The 19,797-nt window shown below is 57.0% G+C and carries 21 protein-coding genes, 2 pseudogenes and 1 riboswitch; of the genes and pseudogenes, 18 read left to right on the top strand and 5 right to left on the bottom strand.

The genetic code is table 11. From position 1 onward, the window contains the following. Positions 1 to 125: 125 nt before the first annotated feature. The 4 genes and pseudogenes from VCK47_RS11990 to VCK47_RS12005 all read left to right on the top strand — a co-directional run. Positions 126 to 539, top strand: a pseudogene (locus VCK47_RS11990) (IS5 family transposase); the annotation flags it as partial. A 188-nt stretch (positions 540 to 727) separates the two neighbouring features. Further along, entirely contained in the window at positions 728 to 979 is a 252-nt protein-coding gene (locus VCK47_RS11995; RefSeq protein WP_322890621.1) for a hypothetical protein, read from the top strand. 101 nt (positions 980 to 1,080) lie between these two features. Further along, positions 1,081 to 1,614: a hypothetical protein gene (locus tag VCK47_RS12000; RefSeq protein ID WP_322890620.1), complete on the top strand. Its 534-nt coding sequence runs from the start codon at positions 1,081 to 1,083 to the stop codon at positions 1,612 to 1,614. A 90-nt stretch (positions 1,615 to 1,704) separates the two neighbouring features. Next, positions 1,705 to 2,834 (top strand): IS3 family transposase gene (locus VCK47_RS12005; RefSeq protein ID WP_322890619.1). Its coding sequence is split into 2 segments (ribosomal slippage): positions 1,705 to 1,939 and positions 1,939 to 2,834, totalling 1,131 coding nucleotides; the frame shifts between segments, so codons are not numbered across the junction. 53 nt (positions 2,835 to 2,887) lie between these two features. Here VCK47_RS12005 and VCK47_RS12010 read toward each other — a convergent pair. The 3 genes from VCK47_RS12010 to VCK47_RS12020 all read right to left on the bottom strand — a co-directional run bounded on the left by VCK47_RS12010 (position 2,888) and on the right by VCK47_RS12020 (position 6,342). Beyond that, on the bottom strand, positions 2,888 to 3,754 hold the full coding sequence (locus VCK47_RS12010; RefSeq protein ID WP_322890618.1) for a hypothetical protein: 867 nt from the start codon (positions 3,752 to 3,754) through the stop codon (positions 2,888 to 2,890). Positions 3,755 to 3,767: 13 nt separating this feature from the next. Continuing rightward, complete coding sequence (locus VCK47_RS12015; protein ID WP_322890617.1) at positions 3,768 to 5,372, bottom strand: calcium-binding protein; 1,605 nt, start codon at positions 5,370 to 5,372, stop codon at positions 3,768 to 3,770. Between the two features lie 748 nt (positions 5,373 to 6,120). Beyond that, positions 6,121 to 6,342: a hypothetical protein gene (locus tag VCK47_RS12020; RefSeq protein ID WP_322890616.1), complete on the bottom strand. Its 222-nt coding sequence runs from the start codon at positions 6,340 to 6,342 to the stop codon at positions 6,121 to 6,123. Positions 6,343 to 6,547: 205 nt separating this feature from the next. Between VCK47_RS12020 and VCK47_RS12025 the strand changes: the two genes are divergently transcribed. The 6 genes from VCK47_RS12025 to VCK47_RS12050 all read left to right on the top strand — a co-directional run bounded on the left by VCK47_RS12025 (position 6,548) and on the right by VCK47_RS12050 (position 12,450). Then, positions 6,548 to 7,305, top strand: a protein-coding gene (locus VCK47_RS12025) for an IS5 family transposase (protein WP_322890615.1) whose coding sequence is annotated in 2 segments (ribosomal slippage) — positions 6,548 to 6,878 and positions 6,878 to 7,305 — 759 coding nt in all. Because the reading frame shifts where the segments join, the coding sequence is not laid out codon by codon here. 229 nt (positions 7,306 to 7,534) lie between these two features. Next, complete coding sequence (locus tag VCK47_RS12030) at positions 7,535 to 8,638, top strand: ABC transporter substrate-binding protein (RefSeq protein WP_322890614.1); 1,104 nt, start codon at positions 7,535 to 7,537, stop codon at positions 8,636 to 8,638. 73 nt (positions 8,639 to 8,711) lie between these two features. Next, positions 8,712 to 9,584 (top strand): ABC transporter permease subunit, encoded by an 873-nt coding sequence (locus VCK47_RS12035; protein WP_322890613.1) that lies wholly within the window; start codon positions 8,712 to 8,714, stop codon positions 9,582 to 9,584. 83 nt (positions 9,585 to 9,667) lie between these two features. Beyond that, positions 9,668 to 10,426, top strand: coding sequence for an ABC transporter permease (locus tag VCK47_RS12040; protein WP_322890703.1), 759 nt, complete (start codon positions 9,668 to 9,670; stop codon positions 10,424 to 10,426). Continuing rightward, a complete protein-coding gene (locus VCK47_RS12045; RefSeq protein ID WP_322890612.1) occupies positions 10,426 to 11,523 on the top strand; it encodes an ABC transporter ATP-binding protein in 1,098 nt (365 codons plus the stop codon). Before VCK47_RS12040 ends, VCK47_RS12045 begins: the two co-directional genes overlap by 1 nt. 3 nt (positions 11,524 to 11,526) lie before the next feature. Next, positions 11,527 to 12,450 (top strand): CehA/McbA family metallohydrolase, encoded by a 924-nt coding sequence (locus VCK47_RS12050; RefSeq protein ID WP_322890611.1) that lies wholly within the window; start codon positions 11,527 to 11,529, stop codon positions 12,448 to 12,450. Between the two features lie 226 nt (positions 12,451 to 12,676). On the opposite strand, the pseudogene VCK47_RS12055 reads toward VCK47_RS12050, so the two are convergent. Beyond that, positions 12,677 to 12,856, bottom strand: a pseudogene (locus VCK47_RS12055) (transposase); the annotation flags it as partial. Positions 12,857 to 13,253: 397 nt separating this feature from the next. Between VCK47_RS12055 and VCK47_RS17990 the strand changes: the two are divergent. After that, entirely contained in the window at positions 13,254 to 13,559 is a 306-nt protein-coding gene (locus tag VCK47_RS17990; RefSeq protein ID WP_416236670.1) for a helix-turn-helix domain-containing protein, read from the top strand. 214 nt (positions 13,560 to 13,773) lie between these two features. Here the strand turns inward: VCK47_RS17990 and VCK47_RS12060 are convergent, their stop codons facing one another. Then, positions 13,774 to 14,313 carry a TetR/AcrR family transcriptional regulator gene (locus VCK47_RS12060; RefSeq protein ID WP_322890610.1) on the bottom strand — a complete coding sequence of 180 codons (540 nt, stop codon included), beginning with the start codon at positions 14,311 to 14,313 and terminating at the stop codon, positions 13,774 to 13,776. A 76-nt stretch (positions 14,314 to 14,389) separates the two neighbouring features. On the opposite strand from VCK47_RS12060, the gene VCK47_RS12065 reads away from it, so the two are divergent. The 7 genes from VCK47_RS12065 to VCK47_RS12095 all read left to right on the top strand — a co-directional run bounded on the left by VCK47_RS12065 (position 14,390) and on the right by VCK47_RS12095 (position 19,797). Next, positions 14,390 to 14,758 carry a hypothetical protein gene (locus tag VCK47_RS12065; protein ID WP_322892285.1) on the top strand — a complete coding sequence of 123 codons (369 nt, stop codon included), beginning with the start codon at positions 14,390 to 14,392 and terminating at the stop codon, positions 14,756 to 14,758. Further along, positions 14,758 to 15,228 (top strand): DUF2867 domain-containing protein, encoded by a 471-nt coding sequence (locus tag VCK47_RS12070; RefSeq protein ID WP_322890608.1) that lies wholly within the window; start codon positions 14,758 to 14,760, stop codon positions 15,226 to 15,228. The genes VCK47_RS12065 and VCK47_RS12070 overlap by 1 nt, the downstream gene beginning before the upstream one ends. Positions 15,229 to 15,491: 263 nt before the next feature. After that, positions 15,492 to 15,600, top strand: a riboswitch (guanidine-I (ykkC/yxkD leader). A gap of 66 nt (positions 15,601 to 15,666) precedes the next feature. Further along, positions 15,667 to 16,740, top strand: coding sequence for a putative urea ABC transporter substrate-binding protein (locus VCK47_RS12075; protein WP_322890607.1), 1,074 nt, complete (start codon positions 15,667 to 15,669; stop codon positions 16,738 to 16,740). 14 nt (positions 16,741 to 16,754) lie between these two features. Then, positions 16,755 to 17,573, top strand: coding sequence for an ABC transporter permease (locus VCK47_RS12080; protein WP_322890606.1), 819 nt, complete (start codon positions 16,755 to 16,757; stop codon positions 17,571 to 17,573). After that, the gene (locus VCK47_RS12085; protein ID WP_322890605.1) at positions 17,570 to 18,394 is read left to right on the top strand and encodes an ABC transporter ATP-binding protein; all 825 of its coding nucleotides are present in this window, start codon (positions 17,570 to 17,572) and stop codon (positions 18,392 to 18,394) included. Before VCK47_RS12080 ends, VCK47_RS12085 begins: the two co-directional genes overlap by 4 nt. Further along, complete coding sequence (locus tag VCK47_RS12090) at positions 18,395 to 19,201, top strand: urea amidolyase associated protein UAAP1 (protein ID WP_322890604.1); 807 nt, start codon at positions 18,395 to 18,397, stop codon at positions 19,199 to 19,201. Further along, the gene (locus VCK47_RS12095; protein ID WP_322890603.1) at positions 19,201 to 19,797 is read left to right on the top strand and encodes an urea amidolyase associated protein UAAP2; all 597 of its coding nucleotides are present in this window, start codon (positions 19,201 to 19,203) and stop codon (positions 19,795 to 19,797) included. Before VCK47_RS12090 ends, VCK47_RS12095 begins: the two co-directional genes overlap by 1 nt.

Below are 19,797 nucleotides of genomic sequence, written 5' to 3' on the forward strand. Positions count from 1 at the left end.
CCCTAGTTTCCTAGACACCTGCTTCGTTCAGTTTCTGCTGTCTGGTTTCGAAGTCAACGGGTGACAGACTGGCGGTACCCCCCCCCCCCCCGATTTGGTCAGCGTGAGCGAGACTCCGAGTTTGACTGATTGGGCACACCAAAGGTGGCATGAACACCAAGCTGCATGCCATCTGCGACAGCAAAGGCCGCCCGCTTGATCTCTTCGTCATTGCCGGTCAGGTCAGCGACTACATCGGCGCAAGGGCATTGCTCAAAGGCCTGCCAAAGGTCGAGTGGTTGCTTGGAGATCGCGGTTACGATGCAGACTGGTTCAGAGAAGGGCTGAAAGACAAGGGCATAGGCGCCTGCGTCCCCGGTCGAAAACAGCGCAAGGTGAGCGTGAAATATGACAAGCGTCGCTGTAAAAGCCGCAACCGCATCGAGATCATGTTCGGCAGACTGAAAGACTGGCGACGGGTCGCAACACGGTATGATCGCTGCCCAACGGTCTTTCTCTCCGCCATCGCGCTCGCGACAATCGTTACCTATTGGCGATGAGTCCCGACCCCAATGATCGAATACTGAACGCACCATCTAGTTCGTCGAAGGTGCCGACGCGAGAGAGCCCAAGCTTGGGCATGTATCGATCAGGATGGAAAAACGGAGGACAGCTAAACTATTTTGTTCACCCTAAATTAACCGCGATATCGGTACGTTTTGAGGTAATGTTGAAAAGGGTGCCGACGATGGATGATTCTTGCCTACATTGCCAAGCGGAACGGTCGTCAAGTGTCGAAATTCTTGATGCTTTCGCCCTTGCCCGACTACCTGAGTTGCTGAAAAAGATGGAGGAAACAGCCTACGCTCTGGTTCGCATCGGCGATACCAGAGCAAGTGGTTTGCTCTTCATGGCCGTTGCTGCAGCCGAACAGTCTGCACAGTTGAAGGCGAACTGTAAGCAGACACCCAGCAACGCCTGTCGTCTGCATGAAAACTGACGACTTCTGGGAGATCAAAATGAAATTTCGAAAAGCTTCTACGCTACCATCGATTTTCACGTACTCCGTATGGTTTGCAGCCACGAAAAGTGGAGGGAGCATTGATTTACTTTCAAGCTAAACGCCAGACTAAATCTAAGTTCTCGTTCGATAATGGCGCAACCGCGAGACTGAAAACGGTGTCGGCGGTCGTTACCGACTGTGAAGGAGTAATCGCTGGATCCGTAGCACTTGATCTATGCCAAGAGTCCACCCGGCGGCACAAACAATCCGGCGAAAGACGTCAGGCCCACATAGAGGCTAGCGTCCTCCCTGTTAGTCCGGTGGCTTATCTTGAGGCGAGCGAACATGCAAAACAGGCCGATGCATTCAAGCTGATAGCTGTTGGAGCCCGGCTTATGCAAAGCTACATGTTACCCAAGGTGAAGCTGAAAGCGGACGAGAAGACTTTGGAACTGTATCGAGCAAGCGGCGCGTCGATCCCGATGCTTGATGCGGCGATTTTGCCCGAGGCAATGTGCTTTACGGGCTATCTGGAACTTTCGCGGTCACAGTATCAACATGTGTTGTTGCTCGCTGACATGAGCGGCATCGAGATGGAACTCCTCATCGCCAACGCGAATATTGCGATCTGATGAGCCGGAGATCGGGTCACCAGGGATTGGACCTGTCGCGGTTTGGTGCCGCTCCTTTGATAGCATAATGTGCAGCAAAGGAGACGAACTATGGGCACAGGAAGAACGGATGAATTTCGCAAAGACGCGGTGCGAATTGCATTAACCAGCGGGCTAACAAGGCGTCAGGTTGCCGACGATCTTGGTGTTGGGCTTTCGACCCTGAACAAATGGGTGACGGCTCACCGCGACACGGATGTAGTGTCGTCCGAGGATCGCGAGCTTGCGCGGGAGAATGAACGGCTTCGGCGCGAGAACCGTATTCTCAAGGAGGAGAGGGATATCCTAAAAAAAGCCACCCAGTTCTTCGCGAGCCAAAAGCCATGAGGTTTCGGTTTGTTGAAGAACAGCGCGGGACCTTCCCGATTGATCGACTTTGTCAGGTAGTAAATGTCAGCCCGCGTGGCTTGCGGGCTTTCCGGAACCGTCCCGCCAGCCGCAGACAGCGCACGGATATGGTTGTGCTGGCCCACATCAAGGAACAGTCGCATCTGAGCTTGGGCAGCTACGGCCGCCCACGAATGACCGAAGAACTGAAGGAGGTCGGTGTCGATGTCGGGCACCGGCGCGTCGGTCGCCTGATGCGCGAAAACGGGATTACCGTTGAAAGAACACGCAAGTTCAAGGCGACCACAGACAGCGATCATACGTTCAACATCGCCCCGAACCTGCTGGATCGCGACTTCAAAGCAGATCAGCCGAACCAGAAATGGGCTGGCGACATCAGCTATATCTGGACCCGTGAGGGTTGGCTGTATCTGGCGGTGATCCTCGATCTGCATTCCCGGCGTGTCATTGGTTGGGCTGTCAGCAACTGCATGAAGCGCGACCTGGCGATCCGGGCCTTGAAGATGGCCATTGCCTTCAGATCGCCGCCCAATGGCTGCATCTTCCACAGTGATCGCGGCAGCCAATACTGTTCGCATGATTATCAGAAGATCCTGCGCCAGCATGGCTTTCGGGTCTCGATGAGCGGCAAGGGTAACTGCTATGACAATGCGGCCGTCGAGACGTTCTTCAAAACCATCAAGGCCGAGCTGATCTGGCGGCGGTCATGGGAAACCAGGCGGCAAGCTGAGATGGCGATCTTCGAATACATCAATGGTTTCTACAATCCGCGTCGACGGCACTCAGCACTGGGCTGGAAAAGCCCGGTCGCTTTCGAACGGAAGGTGGCTTAAAAGAGCACTTGGGGCGGCACAAAAACGTGACAGGTCCATTACGCCTACTCACTTCAATCGGCCAGGAAGCTTCCCATCACAATCCCACTGTCGCCTTGCATTAAGATCATGCCGCCAACTTCATCTGGTCCTGAAAGGGCCGGATCAAAGCCAAAGAATACGCCTTCGGAGACGGTAGTTGTGTTGGCGCCGGTCAAAAAAACGGACGTACCGTTTTGGCTTGTTGCGACAGTGCCGCCTGAAAAGCGGTTGTTAGAAATGACCATGTTGCTGATCGTAATAGTGTCAACTGGTGCGGAGGTTCTCGTTCCAGTCATCATATCGATTGCTGCAAAGCTGTTCATCGTCACGTTGACGTTGCCAAAATCGGCAAAGCTGGCAACGATCTTGCTTTGACCTTGTAAGGAAACTCCCACGTATGCCGTCACGATGATGACCTCTGCTTCGCCACGGTACGTAGCCAAGCCTTCGGTTGGGATGTCCGTCGGCCGCGTGACGATACCAAGAACGCCGGTACTGTCGAATGTCACACCATCTACCGCATAGGTTTGATTGAAGTTGCGCACGGCGGTGTAGTTAGCATGACTCATACGCAACGAAATCGAGGATAGTCCATCGGTGATCCTAGCCGCGCTATCAAAGCCGTCTTGGTCAACGAGATCGTAGATGCCGTCCGACACAAGCGTGGCCCGACTGCTGCGATCTTTGGTGCCGGACATTGTGACGATCTGTAATTCACCGTTGGACCCGTTGGAACGGACCGCGACACCGCTCAGTTTGTCTTGGGTATCGCCGTTGCTGTAAGCCTCGGAATAGGGGTAAGGAACTTCGGGATTGACAGGATCGGTAGCGCCTCCCACGCATGCGGTCAGCATGAACGCCAAGCTATTCAATAAAACAAGGACTGAAGTTTTATTCATTTCCCTACCCCTGCTATGCAAATACAAAGTCATCGACAGACATGCTGCCAAGCGTGAGATCATAAAAGGTTATGCTTGTCCGTTCGGCGTAAAAGACGACACCATCACTACCTTGTCTCAAGAAAGAAAAGACGTTTTCCGCACTGATACCCGCAAAGCTGGAAAGCAAAACTTTGTCGATACCAGGTTCAAAGTCGGCTCCTGTCGCGCTGGCGCGATAACCAGCGGGGCCAAATTCAACCGCATTCAAGTCGAATGCTGCAATAATGTTGTTGCCTTCGTTAGGTTTGAAAACAAACGTATCTGCACCTACGCCACCCATCAGGAAGTCGTTGCCTGCACCGCCGATCAACGTGTCTGATCCGCCAAAAAAGCCGCTCGCATCACCACGGAGCACGTCATTTCCGGCACCTCCATTAAGGACATCACTCTGAAAGCCCCCGACCAATAGATCGCTTTCCGCATCGCCGTGCATGGTGTTGATCCCAGAAAACGCAAACAAACGGTCGTGTCCGCGGCCCCCATGCATCACGTTGTTTCCAAGTCCGTCGATGATTAGGTCATTGCCCCGATTTCCTTCGAGATGATCGTGTCCCGATCCACCGTAGATGATGTCGTTTCCGTCACCTCCCCATATGGTGTCGTCCCCGGCTCCACCAAACAGTAGGTCGTTATCAATCCCACCCGCGATCAGGTCGTTACCAAGGCCGCCATAAATTGTGTCGTTGCCCGAGTTGCCGTCAATGACGTCATCGCCATCGCTTCCGTACATTATTTGGGCTCCAGATGAGTCCATGTTATGGGGATTATTCTTGGAGCCAAAAATGTGGGCGGCACTTTTGTTTCCAGTGACCGCATGGACCACTGGTCCGGGTGGATTCCAGTTGAGAGTTAACTCATCCTCACGATCTTGGTAGAACTCGCGTGGGACGAAATTCATAGGGTTTTCATATTGGACGGTTGGCGCCGACTGCAGCTCAGTGAGTGCATCCGCCTTCAGAAAGTGGCGTTCTTCGCCCGTCAGACCCGACGTTCCGTTAACCAAATCGCGGGCGCCGTCCAAGGCGTAGAAAATTCGATCGCCGATCGCGAGAAAATACTGGGCACCAAGGTTTTCTGCTCTAAATTCGGGATGATCTATTTCGATGACACGTACGCTGATTGTCGCTCCGCTCGCCAATAGAATGCTTCCTGGCAAGTCACTGACGTCGATCACCGTATCTTCAATGATAATGCGGTCGGATGTCGGGTCAAAGTCGTCCAGTCTTCCGATGATTGGTGAAAGGTTTCGATCGATGTTGTTGAATTGAAACGTGTCACGACCATGCCCGCCATATGCATGATGGCCCTGCGTCCCGACGGCGCCTGCATTCTTGGTTACATCAAGGATCATCCAGTCGTCGCCGGTGGCACCAAACATATGGATTTGCCCACTATTTGGAACCGACGCTTCCAGAATGTCGTCTCCGCCAAGCCCAATAAGTCCAGTATTGGCATGTCCGCTGACGGTGAAGTGCCGATGGTGAATCAGATGATCGTTGCCCCCGCCACCAGTGATTCGTGCCGTCGTGAAGTCGTCTCTGATGGTCCTATCTGGTGTTGGCGGTGCAAAGCTCACGAGACTTCCTCCTGTAGCTGAAAGCGTATCCCACTGCATTGCTAGTCATCAAAATGCCGGGACAATCCCGAACTGAACGACGTTGGTCGGTCACTTTTTGCAGGTCGGATAGTCTTAAGCTCAAATAGTTGCAGCCCTGTTGTAGCAGCAGCGGTTTCTCAAAATCGTTAACCTAAAGAAGGGTTTCTGATTTGCTCGCTTCAAGTTTTACTTAAATTCCAAATATCTTTGATGAGATTTTTACTAAAATCTGGCTCATCTGGTATTGGCGCCGTTTCTTACAGTAGAAAATATCTAAATTTTCAGAATATTGATGATCTATGACACATTCATCAACGCTGATGGGCGCGGTTGGCAGGGTATCTGCCAGCGTAATGAAATTGTCTGCAAAGATCGGAACCTAGGTTAAATTTTAAAATGCCAAGATTAGGCCATCTCACTACTATACTGCGAGTGTGCATTCGGCGCTTGATAAGCATGTTTTCAAAATTCGACACTTTCCAAATTCAAGCACACCCAATTTTAAATTTCGCCAACAATCTAGTAAAATACGCTGTCTTCAGATTTAGTAACTACTCCTTAAGTAAAAAAGTTTATGCATAACGTTGAGCAGATAAACTTATCAAATTACTTAAAAAGCATGTGGTACTTTCTAGATGAAGGTACTAGGAGCACTCTCTTGGCGGTCCAAAAAAGACCGCCGGAGAGCAAGCTTCTTTAGTTACGCGGGATATGACCTTCTGCCGCGCTAGGATACGGCTCGGGTGTCAACACTCACGTTATCGCAGGAGGTCTGAACAAAAACAGAATCTGTTTGCAAACGGGCAGCAAGCTCGAGAGCCGCCTTTGCCTTGTCGGTCACGCCGTAGCTCAGCGCGTATTCAGCGACAGCATCCGCGAGCGCAGCGATACACCTGCCAGGCGCAACTGCATTGTCGCTTGGCAAGATGTCATCACGTATCTTGGTCATGATCTATGCACCATTGTTCCCTGTAGCTTATCGAAGACCTTAACACACTCTACAGTTGCACAAAGCATTCCCGTCACTTTCTGCCTCATTTGCGACAAAAATTATTCATTTTTGGTTAACAATGGTGCGAAGTTTGGCTTAGGGTCAGGGCCCATTGATCTCAGGTTTGTTGCGTGGTTCACGGCTCCGAAAATGGAGTAGTGGCATGTCTGATCTCTTTTGGCTGACCGAGGCGCAGATTGCGCGCTTGGAGCCTTACTTCCCGAAGTCCCATGGCAAGCATCGCGTTGATGATCGGCGTGTCCCAAGCGGGATTATCTTTATCAATCGCAATGGCTTACGTTGGCGCGATGCGCCCAAAGAGTATGGTCCGCATAAGACGCTTTACAATCGTTGGAAGCGTTGGGGCGACAAGGGCATTTTTGCACAGATGATGGCTGGCCTGGCCGCTCAACACCGCGAAAAGAAGACAGTGATGATCGACGCCACTTACCTGAAGGCACATCGCACAGCGTCCAGTTTGGGCGCGAAAAAATGGGGCGTGGCCGCCTGATTGGTCGCACCAAAGGCGGGATGAATACCAAGCTACGTGCCATCTGCGACAGTAAGGGCCGTCCGATCAACTTCTTTGTCTCTGCTGGACAAGTCAGCGATTACATCGGGGCGCGGGCACTGCTCAGCAGCCTGCCGGATGCGGACTGGTTGCTCGGGGATCGGGGTTATGACGCTGATTGGTTCAGAGAAGCGTTGCAAGACAAAGGGATACGCGCCTGCATCCCTGGCCGAAAGCAGCGCAAGACACCCGTGAAGTATGACAAGCGCCGCTACAAACGACGCAGCCGCTTCGAGATAATGTTCGGCAGACTGAAGGACTGGCGACGTGTCGTAACCAGATACGACCGCTGTCCGACGACCTTCTTTTCAGCCATCGCTCTCGCCGCAACTGTCATCTATTGGCTATGAGTCCTGACCGTAAATTCAATGGGTCCTGACCCTAGTCACTGGTATTATCCCTTAAGCCGTTTTGTCTTATCCGCGAACCCATGGAACCTATGGAACGGTTTTACGAAGACATTCTGCTGTTCAAAAGGATACGCCGAACTCGACCATCACAAATCTGTTGCATTGCAGGATTACCGACGTCAGCGTGCTGTCCAAGACAACGGCAATCATTTTAGCAACGGAGACTTCGATGAAGTTCATGTCAGTGCTGACCGGTTCGGTCAGCGTTGCGGCTATTCTTACCGCAAGCTTTGCCTCTGCCCAATCGATGGAAGAAATTATCGAAGGCGCCCGCGCCGAAGGGATGCTGACCACGATCGCTTTGCCCCATGACTGGTGCAATTACGGCGGGATCATCGCATCCTTCAAAGAAAAGTATCCGTTCCTTGAAGTAAACGAATTGAACCCCGACGCCAGCTCTGCCGACGAATTGGAAGCTGTGCGCGCCAATATCGGCAACACCGGCCCACAAGCACCTGACGTTCTTGATGTCGGCCTGTCCTTTGGCCCCGCAGCCGCCGCCGAGGGTCTGATCCAGCCTTATAAAGTATCCACCTGGGACGAAATTCCCGATGCGATCAAAGACCCCGAAGGCATGTGGTACGGTGCATATTACGGCGTTATGGCGCTGGGCGTGAACACCGATCTGATCGACACGATGCCCACCGACTGGGAAGACCTGCTAAAGCCTGAGTATGCCAATTCCGTTGCCCTGACCGGTGATCCGCGCGCATCGAACCAAGCGATTCTGGCGGTCTTGTCAGCTGGCATGGCCCGCGGCGGCGAGCCGGGCACCGATTCCGCTGAGAAAGGTCTGGAATTTTTTGCCGAACTGAACGCAGCCGGCAACTTTGTGCCAGTGACCGGCGGGTCGGGCACCATCGCCCAAGGCCAGACACCGATTGTGGCCGCATGGGATTACAACCTGCTGGCATGGCGTGACAGCTTGGCCGGCAATCCGCCTGTCGAAGTGATCATTCCGTCGGGCGCATCATTAGCCGGCGTTTATGTGCAGGCAATTTCCGCCCATGCGCCGCATCCGAATGCCGCAAAACTGTGGATGGAACACCTGTTCTCCGACGTTGGCCAACTGGGGTATCTGGAAGGTTATTGTTCGGTCGCCCGTCAGGTGCCGATGAACGCAGCAGGCACAATCCCGCAGGCATTGCTGGACCGTTTGCCCGATCAGGAACCCTATGGCCGTGCCGTATTCCCGACTGTCGAACAGCAAGGCGAAAACCGTGACGTTGTAACATCCCAGTGGGATGTCGTGGTTGGCGCTGTGGTGCAATAAGCACCCGGTTGTCGCGCGCCCCGGACCCTGCGTCCGGGGCGCGGTTTTCTGTTGAACTGCCAAGGGATTTTACATGCCCAGTTCACGCGGCGCATATATTTCACGGACCGCCGCCAACTGGGTCGGCGTTGTCCCATTTCTCGCATTTGCCGCTATATTTTTGCTGCTACCGACAATGAACATCGTGTTGGGCGCGTTTCGTGGCCCCGATGGCACGTTCACGCTGGACACGATGGCAAAGCTGTTTGAACCGCGCTTGACCAATAGTTTCTGGCTATCGATCCGTGTCAGCTTTTTCTCGGCGGCGCTTGGTGCGCTACTGGGCTTCCTGGTTGCCGCTGCGATCATTCACGGTGGCCTACCAAAATGGCTGCGCGCGCCAATGGTCACGTTTTCCGGCGTCGCGGCCAATTTCGCGGGCGTGCCGCTGGCCTTTGCGTTTATTGCCACACTTGGGCGGCTGGGGCTGGTCACGGTGCTGCTGCGCGAATGGTTCGGGATCAACATTTACGCCGCTGGTTTCAACCTGATCAGCTTTTGGGGGCTGGTGTTCGTATATTTGTATTTCCAGATGTCGCTGATGATCCTGATCATCACCCCGGCGCTGGAAGGATTGCGCCGTGAATGGGACGAAGCCGCGCAAAGCTTGGGTGCGACCAGCCTGCAATATTGGCGCATGGTCGCCATTCCGGTGCTGTTGCCGTCCCTGCTCGGGACTTTTGCGCTGCTGTTTGCCAATTCCTTTGGTGCCATCGCGACGGCACAGGCGTTGACCGGCTCATCGCAAAGCCTGATCACAGTGCAATTGTTCGCGCAGATCCGCGGTGATGTGCTGCAAGATCCGAACCTTGGCTATGCCATTGCCTTTGGCATGATCGTCATCACAGCCGTTGCAAATGCCATCTATATTATACTGCGAACACGGGCAGAAAAGTGGCAGAAATGACCGATCAGGCCGCGTTGAACACGGCCACTGTCACGGCCACACCAAAGGCTCGCCGCCGCGTCGGGTCTGTGTTTTCGTGGATCATGTTTACCTTTGGCGTGCTGTATTTCGCGCTGCCCCTGATCGGCATGATCGAATTTTCGCTGCGCAAACGCCGTGATGCCTATAGTTTTGACGCCTATACCAGCGTGCTGGGCGATCCGCAGTTTCAGGCGACATTCAGCTACTCGTTGATCATGTCGCTGGTAACGATCATTCTGGGCCTTGCTCTTGTGCTGCCTGCCGCGATCTGGGTGCGCATCCGGCTGCCCAAGATGCGGCCGGTGATCGAATTTATCACGCTGCTGCCACTTGTTATTCCGGTGATCGTTATCGCCTTTGGTTACCTGCGGATGTTCAACACATCATCTTTTCTGCCAATGACCGGGTCGGCGACAGGCACCAATATCCTGCTCGCCTTTGGCTACGCCACTCTTGCGCTGCCGTATATGTATCGCGCTATCGACAACGGCTTGAGGACGCTGGATGTACAGACCCTGACCGAAGCCGCACAAATCCTTGGCGCCAGTTGGTTCACGATCATCTTTCGCATCATGTTGCCAAATGTGTTCACGGCGCTGCTGTCGGGTGCGTTCCTGACGTTTTCGATCGTGCTGGGTGAATATGTCTTTGCCGCATTGCTGGACCGCCCTGCATTCGGTCCGTACATGGTCTGGACCGGTGGCAACCGCGCCTATGAACCTGCGGCATTGGCCGTAATCGCCTTTACTATCACCTGGGGCTGCATGGGGCTGATCCAGCTTGCCGGTCGTCTGTTCCCCCACACAAGAGCAAAACGCTAATGCCCTATCTGCAAATCAACCACCTTGAAAAATCCTTTGGCTCGACGCGGGTGGTCAAGGATTTCAACCTGTCGGTTGAAAAGGGCGAATTTATCTCACTTTTGGGGCCATCCGGCTGTGGCAAAACCACCGTGCTGCGGATTGTGGCAGGGTTTGAAGAACCATCCACCGGATCGGTCCAGATCGACGGGCGCGATGTCACCAACCTGCGCCCGAACCAGCGCAATATCGGCATGGTGTTTCAGGCCTATGCGCTGTTTCCCAACCTGACCGTGGCACAAAACGTGGGCTTCGGGTTGAAAATCGCAGGCATGGGACGGGCAGAGGCCGCAGACCGTGTCACAGAAATGTTGCGCCTGATCGGTCTGCCCGATCTGGGTGCGCGTTATCCGTTCCAGCTGTCGGGCGGGCAACAGCAGCGGGTCGCTTTGGCGCGTGCGCTGGCCCCCAAACCGCGTGTGCTGTTGCTGGACGAACCGTTGTCGGCCCTTGATGCGAAAATCCGCGTATCTTTGCGGCAAGAAATCCGCCAGATCCAGCAGCAGCTGGGCATCACCACGATTTTCGTTACCCATGATCAAGAAGAAGCGCTGTCAATGTCCGACCGCGTCGTTGTGATGAATGGCGGCATCGCCGAACAGATCGGGACACCCTTTGACATCTACAACCGCCCTGCGACGCCTTTCGTGGCAGGTTTCGTCGGCAGCCACACCGGTTTCGACGCCGAAGTCATCGACCCTGCCAACGGTATCGTCGCCATCGACGGTGCGCAATTGCGCCTGTCCCAGCAACTGACCTTCCCGAAAGGGGGCACCATCCGCCTAGCCCTGCGGCCAGAAGCAGCGCGCCTTGGTCGCGCCGAGGGCCGCGAGACTATCTTGAAAGGCCGCATTGCACAGGTGCAATTCATGGGTTCAATCATCCGGCTGTCCACGATGGTAGGAGATACCGCGTTGACGCTTGATACCTTCAACCGTCCCGACACACCGCCACCACCCGTCGGGACACAGGTTGAAATCAGCGTTGCCGCGCGTGATTTCATCATTCTTGACGGTGGCGGGGCCACCTTGCGCGAAACAATCAGCCAGCAGGTATAAACCATGATGAACATTTTCGATCTGCCCGGCCAGTTCTGGCGCGGCAACCTGCACACCCATTCTACCAATTCCGACGGCGTTGTGTCACCCGAAGAAGTCTGCCGCCGCTATCAGGCCGAAGGCTATGATTTCATCGCCCTGACCGACCATTTCGTCGGATTTTTTGGTTACCCGATCACCGACACGCTGCCGTTCCGCAATGATCGTTTTACCACGATTCTAGGTGCCGAATTACACAGCGGTGCAATGCAAAATGGCGAGATCTGGCATATACTTGCTGTCGGCCTGCCCGCCGACTTCACGCCACCCGATGCGCCCGATTTCACAGCCCGTGCGGGTCAGGAAACCGGTGCCGAAATCGCCCAGCGCGCCCGCGATGCCGGTGCATTCGTGGCTATCGCCCATCCCGAATGGTCGCAATTGTCGGTCGATGATGCCGCAACAATCAAGGCCGCCCACGCGGTCGAGATTTATAACCATGGCTGCGTGACAGGCTGCGACCGCGGGTCGGGTGTCTATGTGCTTGAACATCTGCTGAATGCCGGACAGCGCGTCACGCTTTGCGCCACGGACGATGCACACTTTAGCGAACCGGACCATTTCGGTGGCTGGGTCATGGTCCGCGCTGCCGAAAACACGCCTGATGCGCTGTTGGCCGCGTTGAAGGACGGCGCCTTCTATTCCTCAACCGGACCAGAACTGTACAACGTGATCTGGGGTGAAAATCAGGTCGAGGTTCACTGCACCGCTGCCGTTACCGCAATTTTGCAGGGGCAGGGGACGCGCACAACCGTCAAGCATGGTCACAGCATGACACAGATCACCTTGCCTTACGGCCAGTTGGCAGGATCACCGTGGCTGCGGCTGACGATCATCGACAAAGCAGGCGACCGCGCCTGGACCAATCCCATCTGGCGAGACGTATAACGCAACCCGTTCCGGATTGACGACGCGGCCATTGATTCTTGGATCGAGAAGATCACAACGGGCTTTCTGACTTGATGGAATTGATCGTAGCATCGAGGTTTTTATGGGCTTCCTTGAAAAGGAAATTCCGTTTGCATCAAATAGTCAAAAATTTCGTTGTTTGAACCACGTAGCACAGACATGAAAGCACCATGTGTCGCTTTCGGAAACCTCCTAGGGTCAGGACTCATAGCCAATAGATGACAGTTGCGGGGAGAGCGATGGCTGAGAAGAAGGCCTTGGGGCACCGGTCGTATCTGGTTGCGACACGTCGCCAGTCCTTCAGTCTGCCGAACATTATCTCGATGCGGCTGCGTCGTTTGTAGCGGCGCTTGTCATACTTCACGGGTGTCTTGCGCTGCTTTCTGTGACAGCCATGCAGAATGGGATGAAGCACTGGAGGTAGCCTCATCCCAATTGCATGGGTCAGCGCCCACGAGTTGCACTAAAATACCCCAAAGCTAAACTGCACAAATCAATCTGGGTAGGTTACGACGGTTGCGTTCTCCCGCAACCAACACTAATTCGTTAATGCTTTCAACGGCTTGATCCTTACCGGTCAGGCCTTTTCTGCGTTTGGACCCCATCGCAAGCGAAAGCAGACCCGCAATATCGTGGCGCGCCGCCTCGTTCTGCCCGCGCATCGCGATGGTGCCCAGCCGTAGGTTCTCGAAATTCCCGTTCCCCACTTCTGTGGCGGACGCATCGCGCCGCTCTTGGACCGAATGCGTGTGCGCCCCGACGAGTCGTAGCCTATTGTCCGCATGGCGGAAGTCGCAGGCTTCAGCCGCCGTACCTTCGCGCGACGGTTCACAGCCGCGACGGGGCGGACGCCGCTTGCATGGCTCACAGAGATGCGAGCCGATCGGGCACGGGACCTGTTGTCGAATACACGAATGACCGTAGGGGAAGTTGCAAAAGCGGTCGGGTTCGGCAGCGTCGAAGCATTCCGCCGAGCGTTCCGGACGCGGCACGGGACGAGTCCGTCAGAAGCGCAACAGGACTTAGTCGGCTCGGGTAATGAAACTGTCAGAAACGTATGGACAGCCATAACGGACCCTGGTGCGTAGTGCGGCGAAAGCCCATTTGGTCCCGCATACCAGACGTCCGCCTGACGAGGTGTTGAAGGTCAGGAAGGAACGGGCCGAGTGTGTTGAAGATCAACCTCGAAGGGTCTGGCGGGATACTGGACGGCCGCAAGCCGCAATGAGCCCCAGGCGGGCCACAGTCTGACATCCAGAACTGCGGATGCAACACGCCACCGACAGCGTGGACATTTGATCGTCAAAGCCCCCGCAAGACAAGGCGCATGGCCTCGATCCCCTCGTCATCGTTCAGAGCCTCGATTCCGACCGCCAGCGCATAAAGGGCGCGGGGGGCGGCCGGATCAGTGATGCCAGCTTTCGCGCATAGATCGGCCAGTGCATCCAGCCTTCGTGCATCCATCCGGCGCAGGGCATCGGCGACGTCCGCTGCCGACAGCGCCCAGGCGCGCAAGGCAGGTTCCAGCGCGATGCCGCCATAAGACGGATCCCGGCAGCCCGCTGCCAGCAGACACAATTGTTCCAACCGCCCACGGGGGGGCAGATCGGGATCAAGTGAGGATAGAATGTCGGTGAAGGCGCGGGTTTCCCAAAGCGCAATGAGTTTACTCAAGTAGTCAGGCAAATCCTTGAAATGCCAGTAGAACGATCCCTTGGTCGTGCCGAGGTTGCGCGCCAGGGCTTCAGCGCGTAGGGCGCTTGGGCCGTGGTCTGCTAGCGCACGAAAGCCTGCCATCAGCCAGTCTTCGGCGCTCAGACGGGAACGAGGTTTCTCTGTCATAGCCAAAACCATACGATGCCGTATTGACTTGGTCAATGCAGGTGACTTATCCATACGAAACCGTATGGAGGCCACGATGCTCTGGACCCGCCTTGCCGCCGACCTGATGGGCCCCACCGTTCTGATTGATGTTTTTGCACGCGGTGCCGATCTGCCCTTGCAAACGGCCTTGCACGTCCCAGAGCTTGCTGCCTTTGCTGCGGTTTTGTGGCATGCCGTATCCGTGGTGCTGATCGTGTTGACCTATGGCTTGTGGGTTCTGGCACAGCGGCGTGGTCTTGCGTTCAAGTTCGTCCTGTCTGGGGTTCAGGTCGGCTGTCCGGCGATGTTTCTGCTTTACGGCCTCAGGCGGCTTGGCACTGTAATCGACATGCCGCAATGGATGATCTTTCTGATCATCCCAGCGCTGACCCGGTTCGACGAAAGCCGCGAAAGGGTGCTATGATGCAGGCCGATCTGGTCGCCCCGCGCGAGGACCTGGATTTCTACGATGCCCGCGGCATCGATCTGACGAAGCCCATAACGGCACTGGAGGCCTGGAACCTCGCGATGCGTCACCAACTGCCTGGGGTGTCACTGGCCTTTCGTATCCGCGATGCGATATCCGCGCACTTCGGGGTAAGGCGGATTGGAGGGTTTTCCGGGCGTCTTGATCAAGAGCCGAGGCAGGGCGATCGGCTGGATTTCTTCTTGGTCGAACGGGTCGAGCCCGAGATCCTGACACTGAGCGAACGTGACCGGCATTTGGATGTCGTGACGTGCATCACCACCCATGGCCAGCGGTTGACCATCACTTCATCTGTCAAGGTGCATAATGTGTTCGGAAGACTATACATGATCCCTGTCGCCCCGGCACACAGGCTAATCGTTTCGGCCATGATGCGCAGGATTCAGCGGGATATTCACGGCGGTTGAGTAAATCTGAGTCGATGCGGGGGCAGAGACAGGCGGCAGCGATCCTGAGTGGCCGCTTCGGCTGACCTGCCACTGATCTTTCATTCCGCTGGAGCGAGAACCCTGTGGGTTGTGATCCGACGCCCTGCATCGACCCAAATCCGCTTAAATCACTGGCGACGGGATAGGTGCTGCGCAAACTTTAGGCATACTGATGCAGGCGAACCCTTGCTGGCCTGTGGCGCTGTTGTTGTGCGCGGGTCAATTGGCCGAAGCTCTCAACAGAGTAAGGCGGCTAGGGTTCCGGCATGGCGACATGCGCTTGGACCAAGAGCCGCACCTGACGGGCAGACAGATCCTTCAGGCACACGGCGGGATAAAAGCCCGGGAGACCTCGAACAGCCAAGGGATTGGCGTCGATGTCGTGCGACCAATCCGTTCATACCGAAAGGGATTGTCATGACGTCATCATTGAAAACCAGAACGCTGCCTTTGCTTGCCATCATCGGAGCCAGCATTTTCGCGGCCCCTGTCGCCGCACAGGAAAAGACCGAATTCAACGTCGCCTGGTCGATCTATGTCGGCTGGATGCCGTGGGGCTATGCCGAGGATACCGGCATCGTGGACCGCTGGGCCGACAAATACGGCATCACGATCAACGTGACCCAGTTCAACGATTATGTGGAATCGATCAACCAGTATACCGCCGGTGCCTATGACGCGGTGACCGTCACGAACATGGATGCCCTGTCGATCCCTGCGGCCGGTGGCGTCGATACAACTGCCGTGATCGTTGGCGATTTTTCGGCCGGCAATGATGCCGTCTTCCTCAAGGGCGGCGAAAGCATCGCGGATATCGTGGGGCGGCCGGTCAATCTGGTGGAATTCTCGGTCTCGCATTACCTGCTGGCGCGGGCGCTTGATTCCGTGGGCCTGTCCGAAAGGGATGTGAACGTCATCAACACCGCCGATCCCGATATGGTCGGCGCGTTCCAGACCGCGGATGTGACCGCGCTGGTGACGTGGAACCCCATGGTTGCTGAAATCGCGGCCTTGCCCGATGCGGTCAAGGTCTTTGACAGCGCCATGATCCCCGGCGAGATCATCGACCTGATGGTCGCCAATACCGATGTGCTGGACGCGAACCCCGATTTCGGCAAGGCTTTGGCGGGCATCTGGTATGAAACCGTTACCCTGATGACCTCTGACACGCCGGAAGGCGCCGAGGCGCGCGCAGCGATGGGGGCGGCATCGGGCACCGATCAGGCGGGGTTCGAGGCGCAGATGGCCGCGACACAGCTGTTTGCCGATCCGGCAGAGGCGGTGGCCTTTACCGCGTCCCCCGATCTGGCGGATACGATGAACCTTGTGCGTGCCTTCCTGTTCGACAAAGGGCTGCTGACGCCGACCGCGATATCCGATGATGCCGTGGGTATCGCACTGCCGGGCGGCGTGGTGCTGGGCGATGCGGACAATATCAAGCTCCGCTTTACGACCGACTATATGCAGATGGCTGCTGACGGCGCGCTGTAAGCAGGTCCGCCGCCATGCGCCTCATCAATCAACGGCTGTCGCCGCCGGCGCTTTTGGCGCTGAAGCTTGCGCCTTTCGCGCTGCTGGTCATCGCCTATCTGGCAGGGTCGGCGGCGCGGCTGGCCGATAATCCGGCGGATAAACTTCTGCCGGCCCTGTCGAGTATGGCGACGGCGATTGATCTGATGGCCTTTACCCCCGACCGGCGCACAGGGGATTACCTTCTCTGGACGGATACGTGGGCGAGCCTGCAACGGCTGGGCGCGGGTCTGGGGATTTCCACGGCGCTGGCGCTGGTGCTTGGCATCGCCATTGGCATCTTTCCCGCAATGCGCGCGCTGCTGGGGCCGTTTGTGGGGTTCGTCGCGATGGTGCCGCCTTTGGCCTTGCTGCCTGTGCTGTTCATCATGCTGGGGCTGGGCGAGATTTCCAAGATCGCGCTAATCGTGATCGGTGTCGCCCCCCTGATGATCCGCGACATGGCGCAGCGCGTGCTGGACTTGCCGCGCGAACAGATCGTCAAGGCCGAAACCCTGTCCGCCAGCAGCTGGCTGGTCGTCTGGCGCGTGGTGCTGCCGCAAGTCTTGCCGCGCCTGATCGTCAGCCTGCGGCTGCAACTGGGGGCGGCCTTCCTGTTCCTGATCGCGGCAGAGGCGATTTCATCTGACTCTGGCCTTGGCTACCGCATCTTCCTTGTCCGCCGCTATCTGTCGATGGACATCATCTTTCCCTATGTCGCATGGATCACCTTTCTGGCGGCGATGGCCGATTACGGGCTGGACCGTCTGCGCCGCTGGCTGTTCCCGTGGTCCGAGATGGAGGGCGGCAAATGACCGCCCTGACCATCACCAACCTGTGGAAGGAATACGGCGACCAGATCGTGCTGGAGAATATCAGCCTCGAGATCGCGCCGCGGTCTTTTGTGGCCCTTGTCGGCGCGTCTGGTTGTGGCAAGACCACCTTGCTACGGCTGCTGCTGGGGCAGGAACAACCCACGCGTGGCACGATCCTGCTGGACGGTGAACCGCTGCCGCATGAACCTGGGCCGGACAGGGGCGTCGTCTATCAACGCTATTCGGTCTTCCCGCATCTGACCGTGCTGGGCAATGTTATGCTGGGGCCGGAGATGGCAGAATCGCGCGTTTGGGGCCGACTGACCGGCGCGCGCAAGCGCGACTTGCAAAACCGCGCGCGCGCCATGATCGCCGATGTCGGGCTGGCAGGGGCAGAGGGCAAGTATCCCGCCCAACTGTCAGGCGGGATGCAACAACGCCTTGCGCTGGCGCAGGCGCTGATGATGCAGCCGCGTGTGCTGTTGCTGGATGAACCTTTCGGCGCGCTCGACCCGGGCATCCGCGCCGATATCCATGCACTGATGCAGCGGCTGTGGCACGCCCTGCCGATGACGGTGGTGATGGTCACGCATGATCTGCGCGAGGCGTTCACCCTTGGCACGCGGATCATCGCACTCGAACGCACCCGCACACGGCCCGAAGAGATCGCCCGCTACGGCGCGCAGATCGGCAAGGACATCGCCATCTGGCCGCCGCGTGTGGCGGGCGGTGGCACGATTTACGACAATCCGGCGCTGCGGGACGACCCCGCGCTGGACACACTGATCGCGGGACGACCCGACAGCATTGAAAGGCATTAAATGCATATCCACCGCACCCCCGACCAGATCGCCGCTGACCGCCAGCGCTACCTCGATTTCCAGCGCGAGGGGATGGAGGCGAAAACCCTGCCCCAACCCAGCCGTCGCCCCGCGCCGGAGGCGGGCGAAACCCGCCTGACGGAAACCGTGCCGGGGGGGTGGTACACAACGCTGCATCTCAAAGCGGGCGAGGTTCTGCGCCTTGTTCCCGGTGGGGCGTCGACTGTCTCGCTGGCCGCTTGGGCCTTGCCCGATACGACCGAACGGCTGTGCCTGCCTGATACGGTCAAGCTGCAATGGACCACCGACCTGACCAAAGGCCGCGTCATCTTCTCGGACATGGGCCGCGTGATGCTGTCCTTGGTCGAGGATAGCAGCGGCGCGCATGACGTGCTGACAGGCGGGTCCACCCCCGAAACCGTGGCGGATTACACCGGCGATGCGCGCCGCAACACACGCGACAACATGTTGCTGGCGGCCGCCAAGCTGGGGCTGGACCAGCGCGATATTCCCGCTGTGCTGAACCTGTTCGCCCCCGTCCGTGTCGATGCCGAAGGGCGGTTCACATGGCGACCCGCGATGCTGGCGGCGGGCGACTGGGTCGATCTGCGCGCGGAAATGGACCTGTGTATCGCCCTGTCGAACTGCCGCCATCCGCTTGACCCCGATGCCAGCGAAGTGCCGCCCGATCTGTCGGTGATCTGCCTGCCCGCACGGCCCATTGCCGCCGACGATCTGTGCCGCACCGCGACAGCCGAGGCGCGGCGCGGCTTTGAAAACAACGCCCGCCTCCAGGGAGCGATCTGATGGAAACGGTCCACAACATCCCCGCCCGCGCCCCTTGGTCCGGCATCATCCGCAAAGGCCAGACCCTGCGGATCGAGGATACCTATGGCCAGCAGGCGATCGACACGCTGTTCTACAACGCGATTGACCATGCCGAGCGGTATTCCAGCCAAGACACATTGCGCGCACAAGGGGCGGCCTATGTGACCACCGGCACGGCGATCATGTCCAACCTTGGCCGCGTGATGCTGCGGGTGACCGCTGATAGCGCGGGACGGCACGATACCTCTGCCGGATGTTGTTCGTGCGAAAGCAACACGGTGCGGTTCGGCCACAACACGCGGTTCCAGCACGCCTGCCGCGAGAATTTCATCCTCGAGCTGGCCCGGCATGGCATGACCAAGCGCGATATCGTCCCGAACCTTAATTTCTTTATGAACGTGCCGATCAGCCCCAATGGCGCGATGACGGTGGATGATGGCATCTCTGCCCCCGGCGACCATCTGGAACTGGTGGCGGAAATGGATGTGCTCTGCGTGATTTCCAACTGCCCGCAGATCAACAACCCCTGCAACGGGTTCGATCCGACGCCCTGCCGCGTCATCATCAGGGATTGA

It is taken from the genome of Yoonia sp. 72 (genome assembly GCF_034652275.1).
Taxonomy (GTDB): Bacteria; Pseudomonadota; Alphaproteobacteria; order Rhodobacterales; family Rhodobacteraceae; genus Yoonia.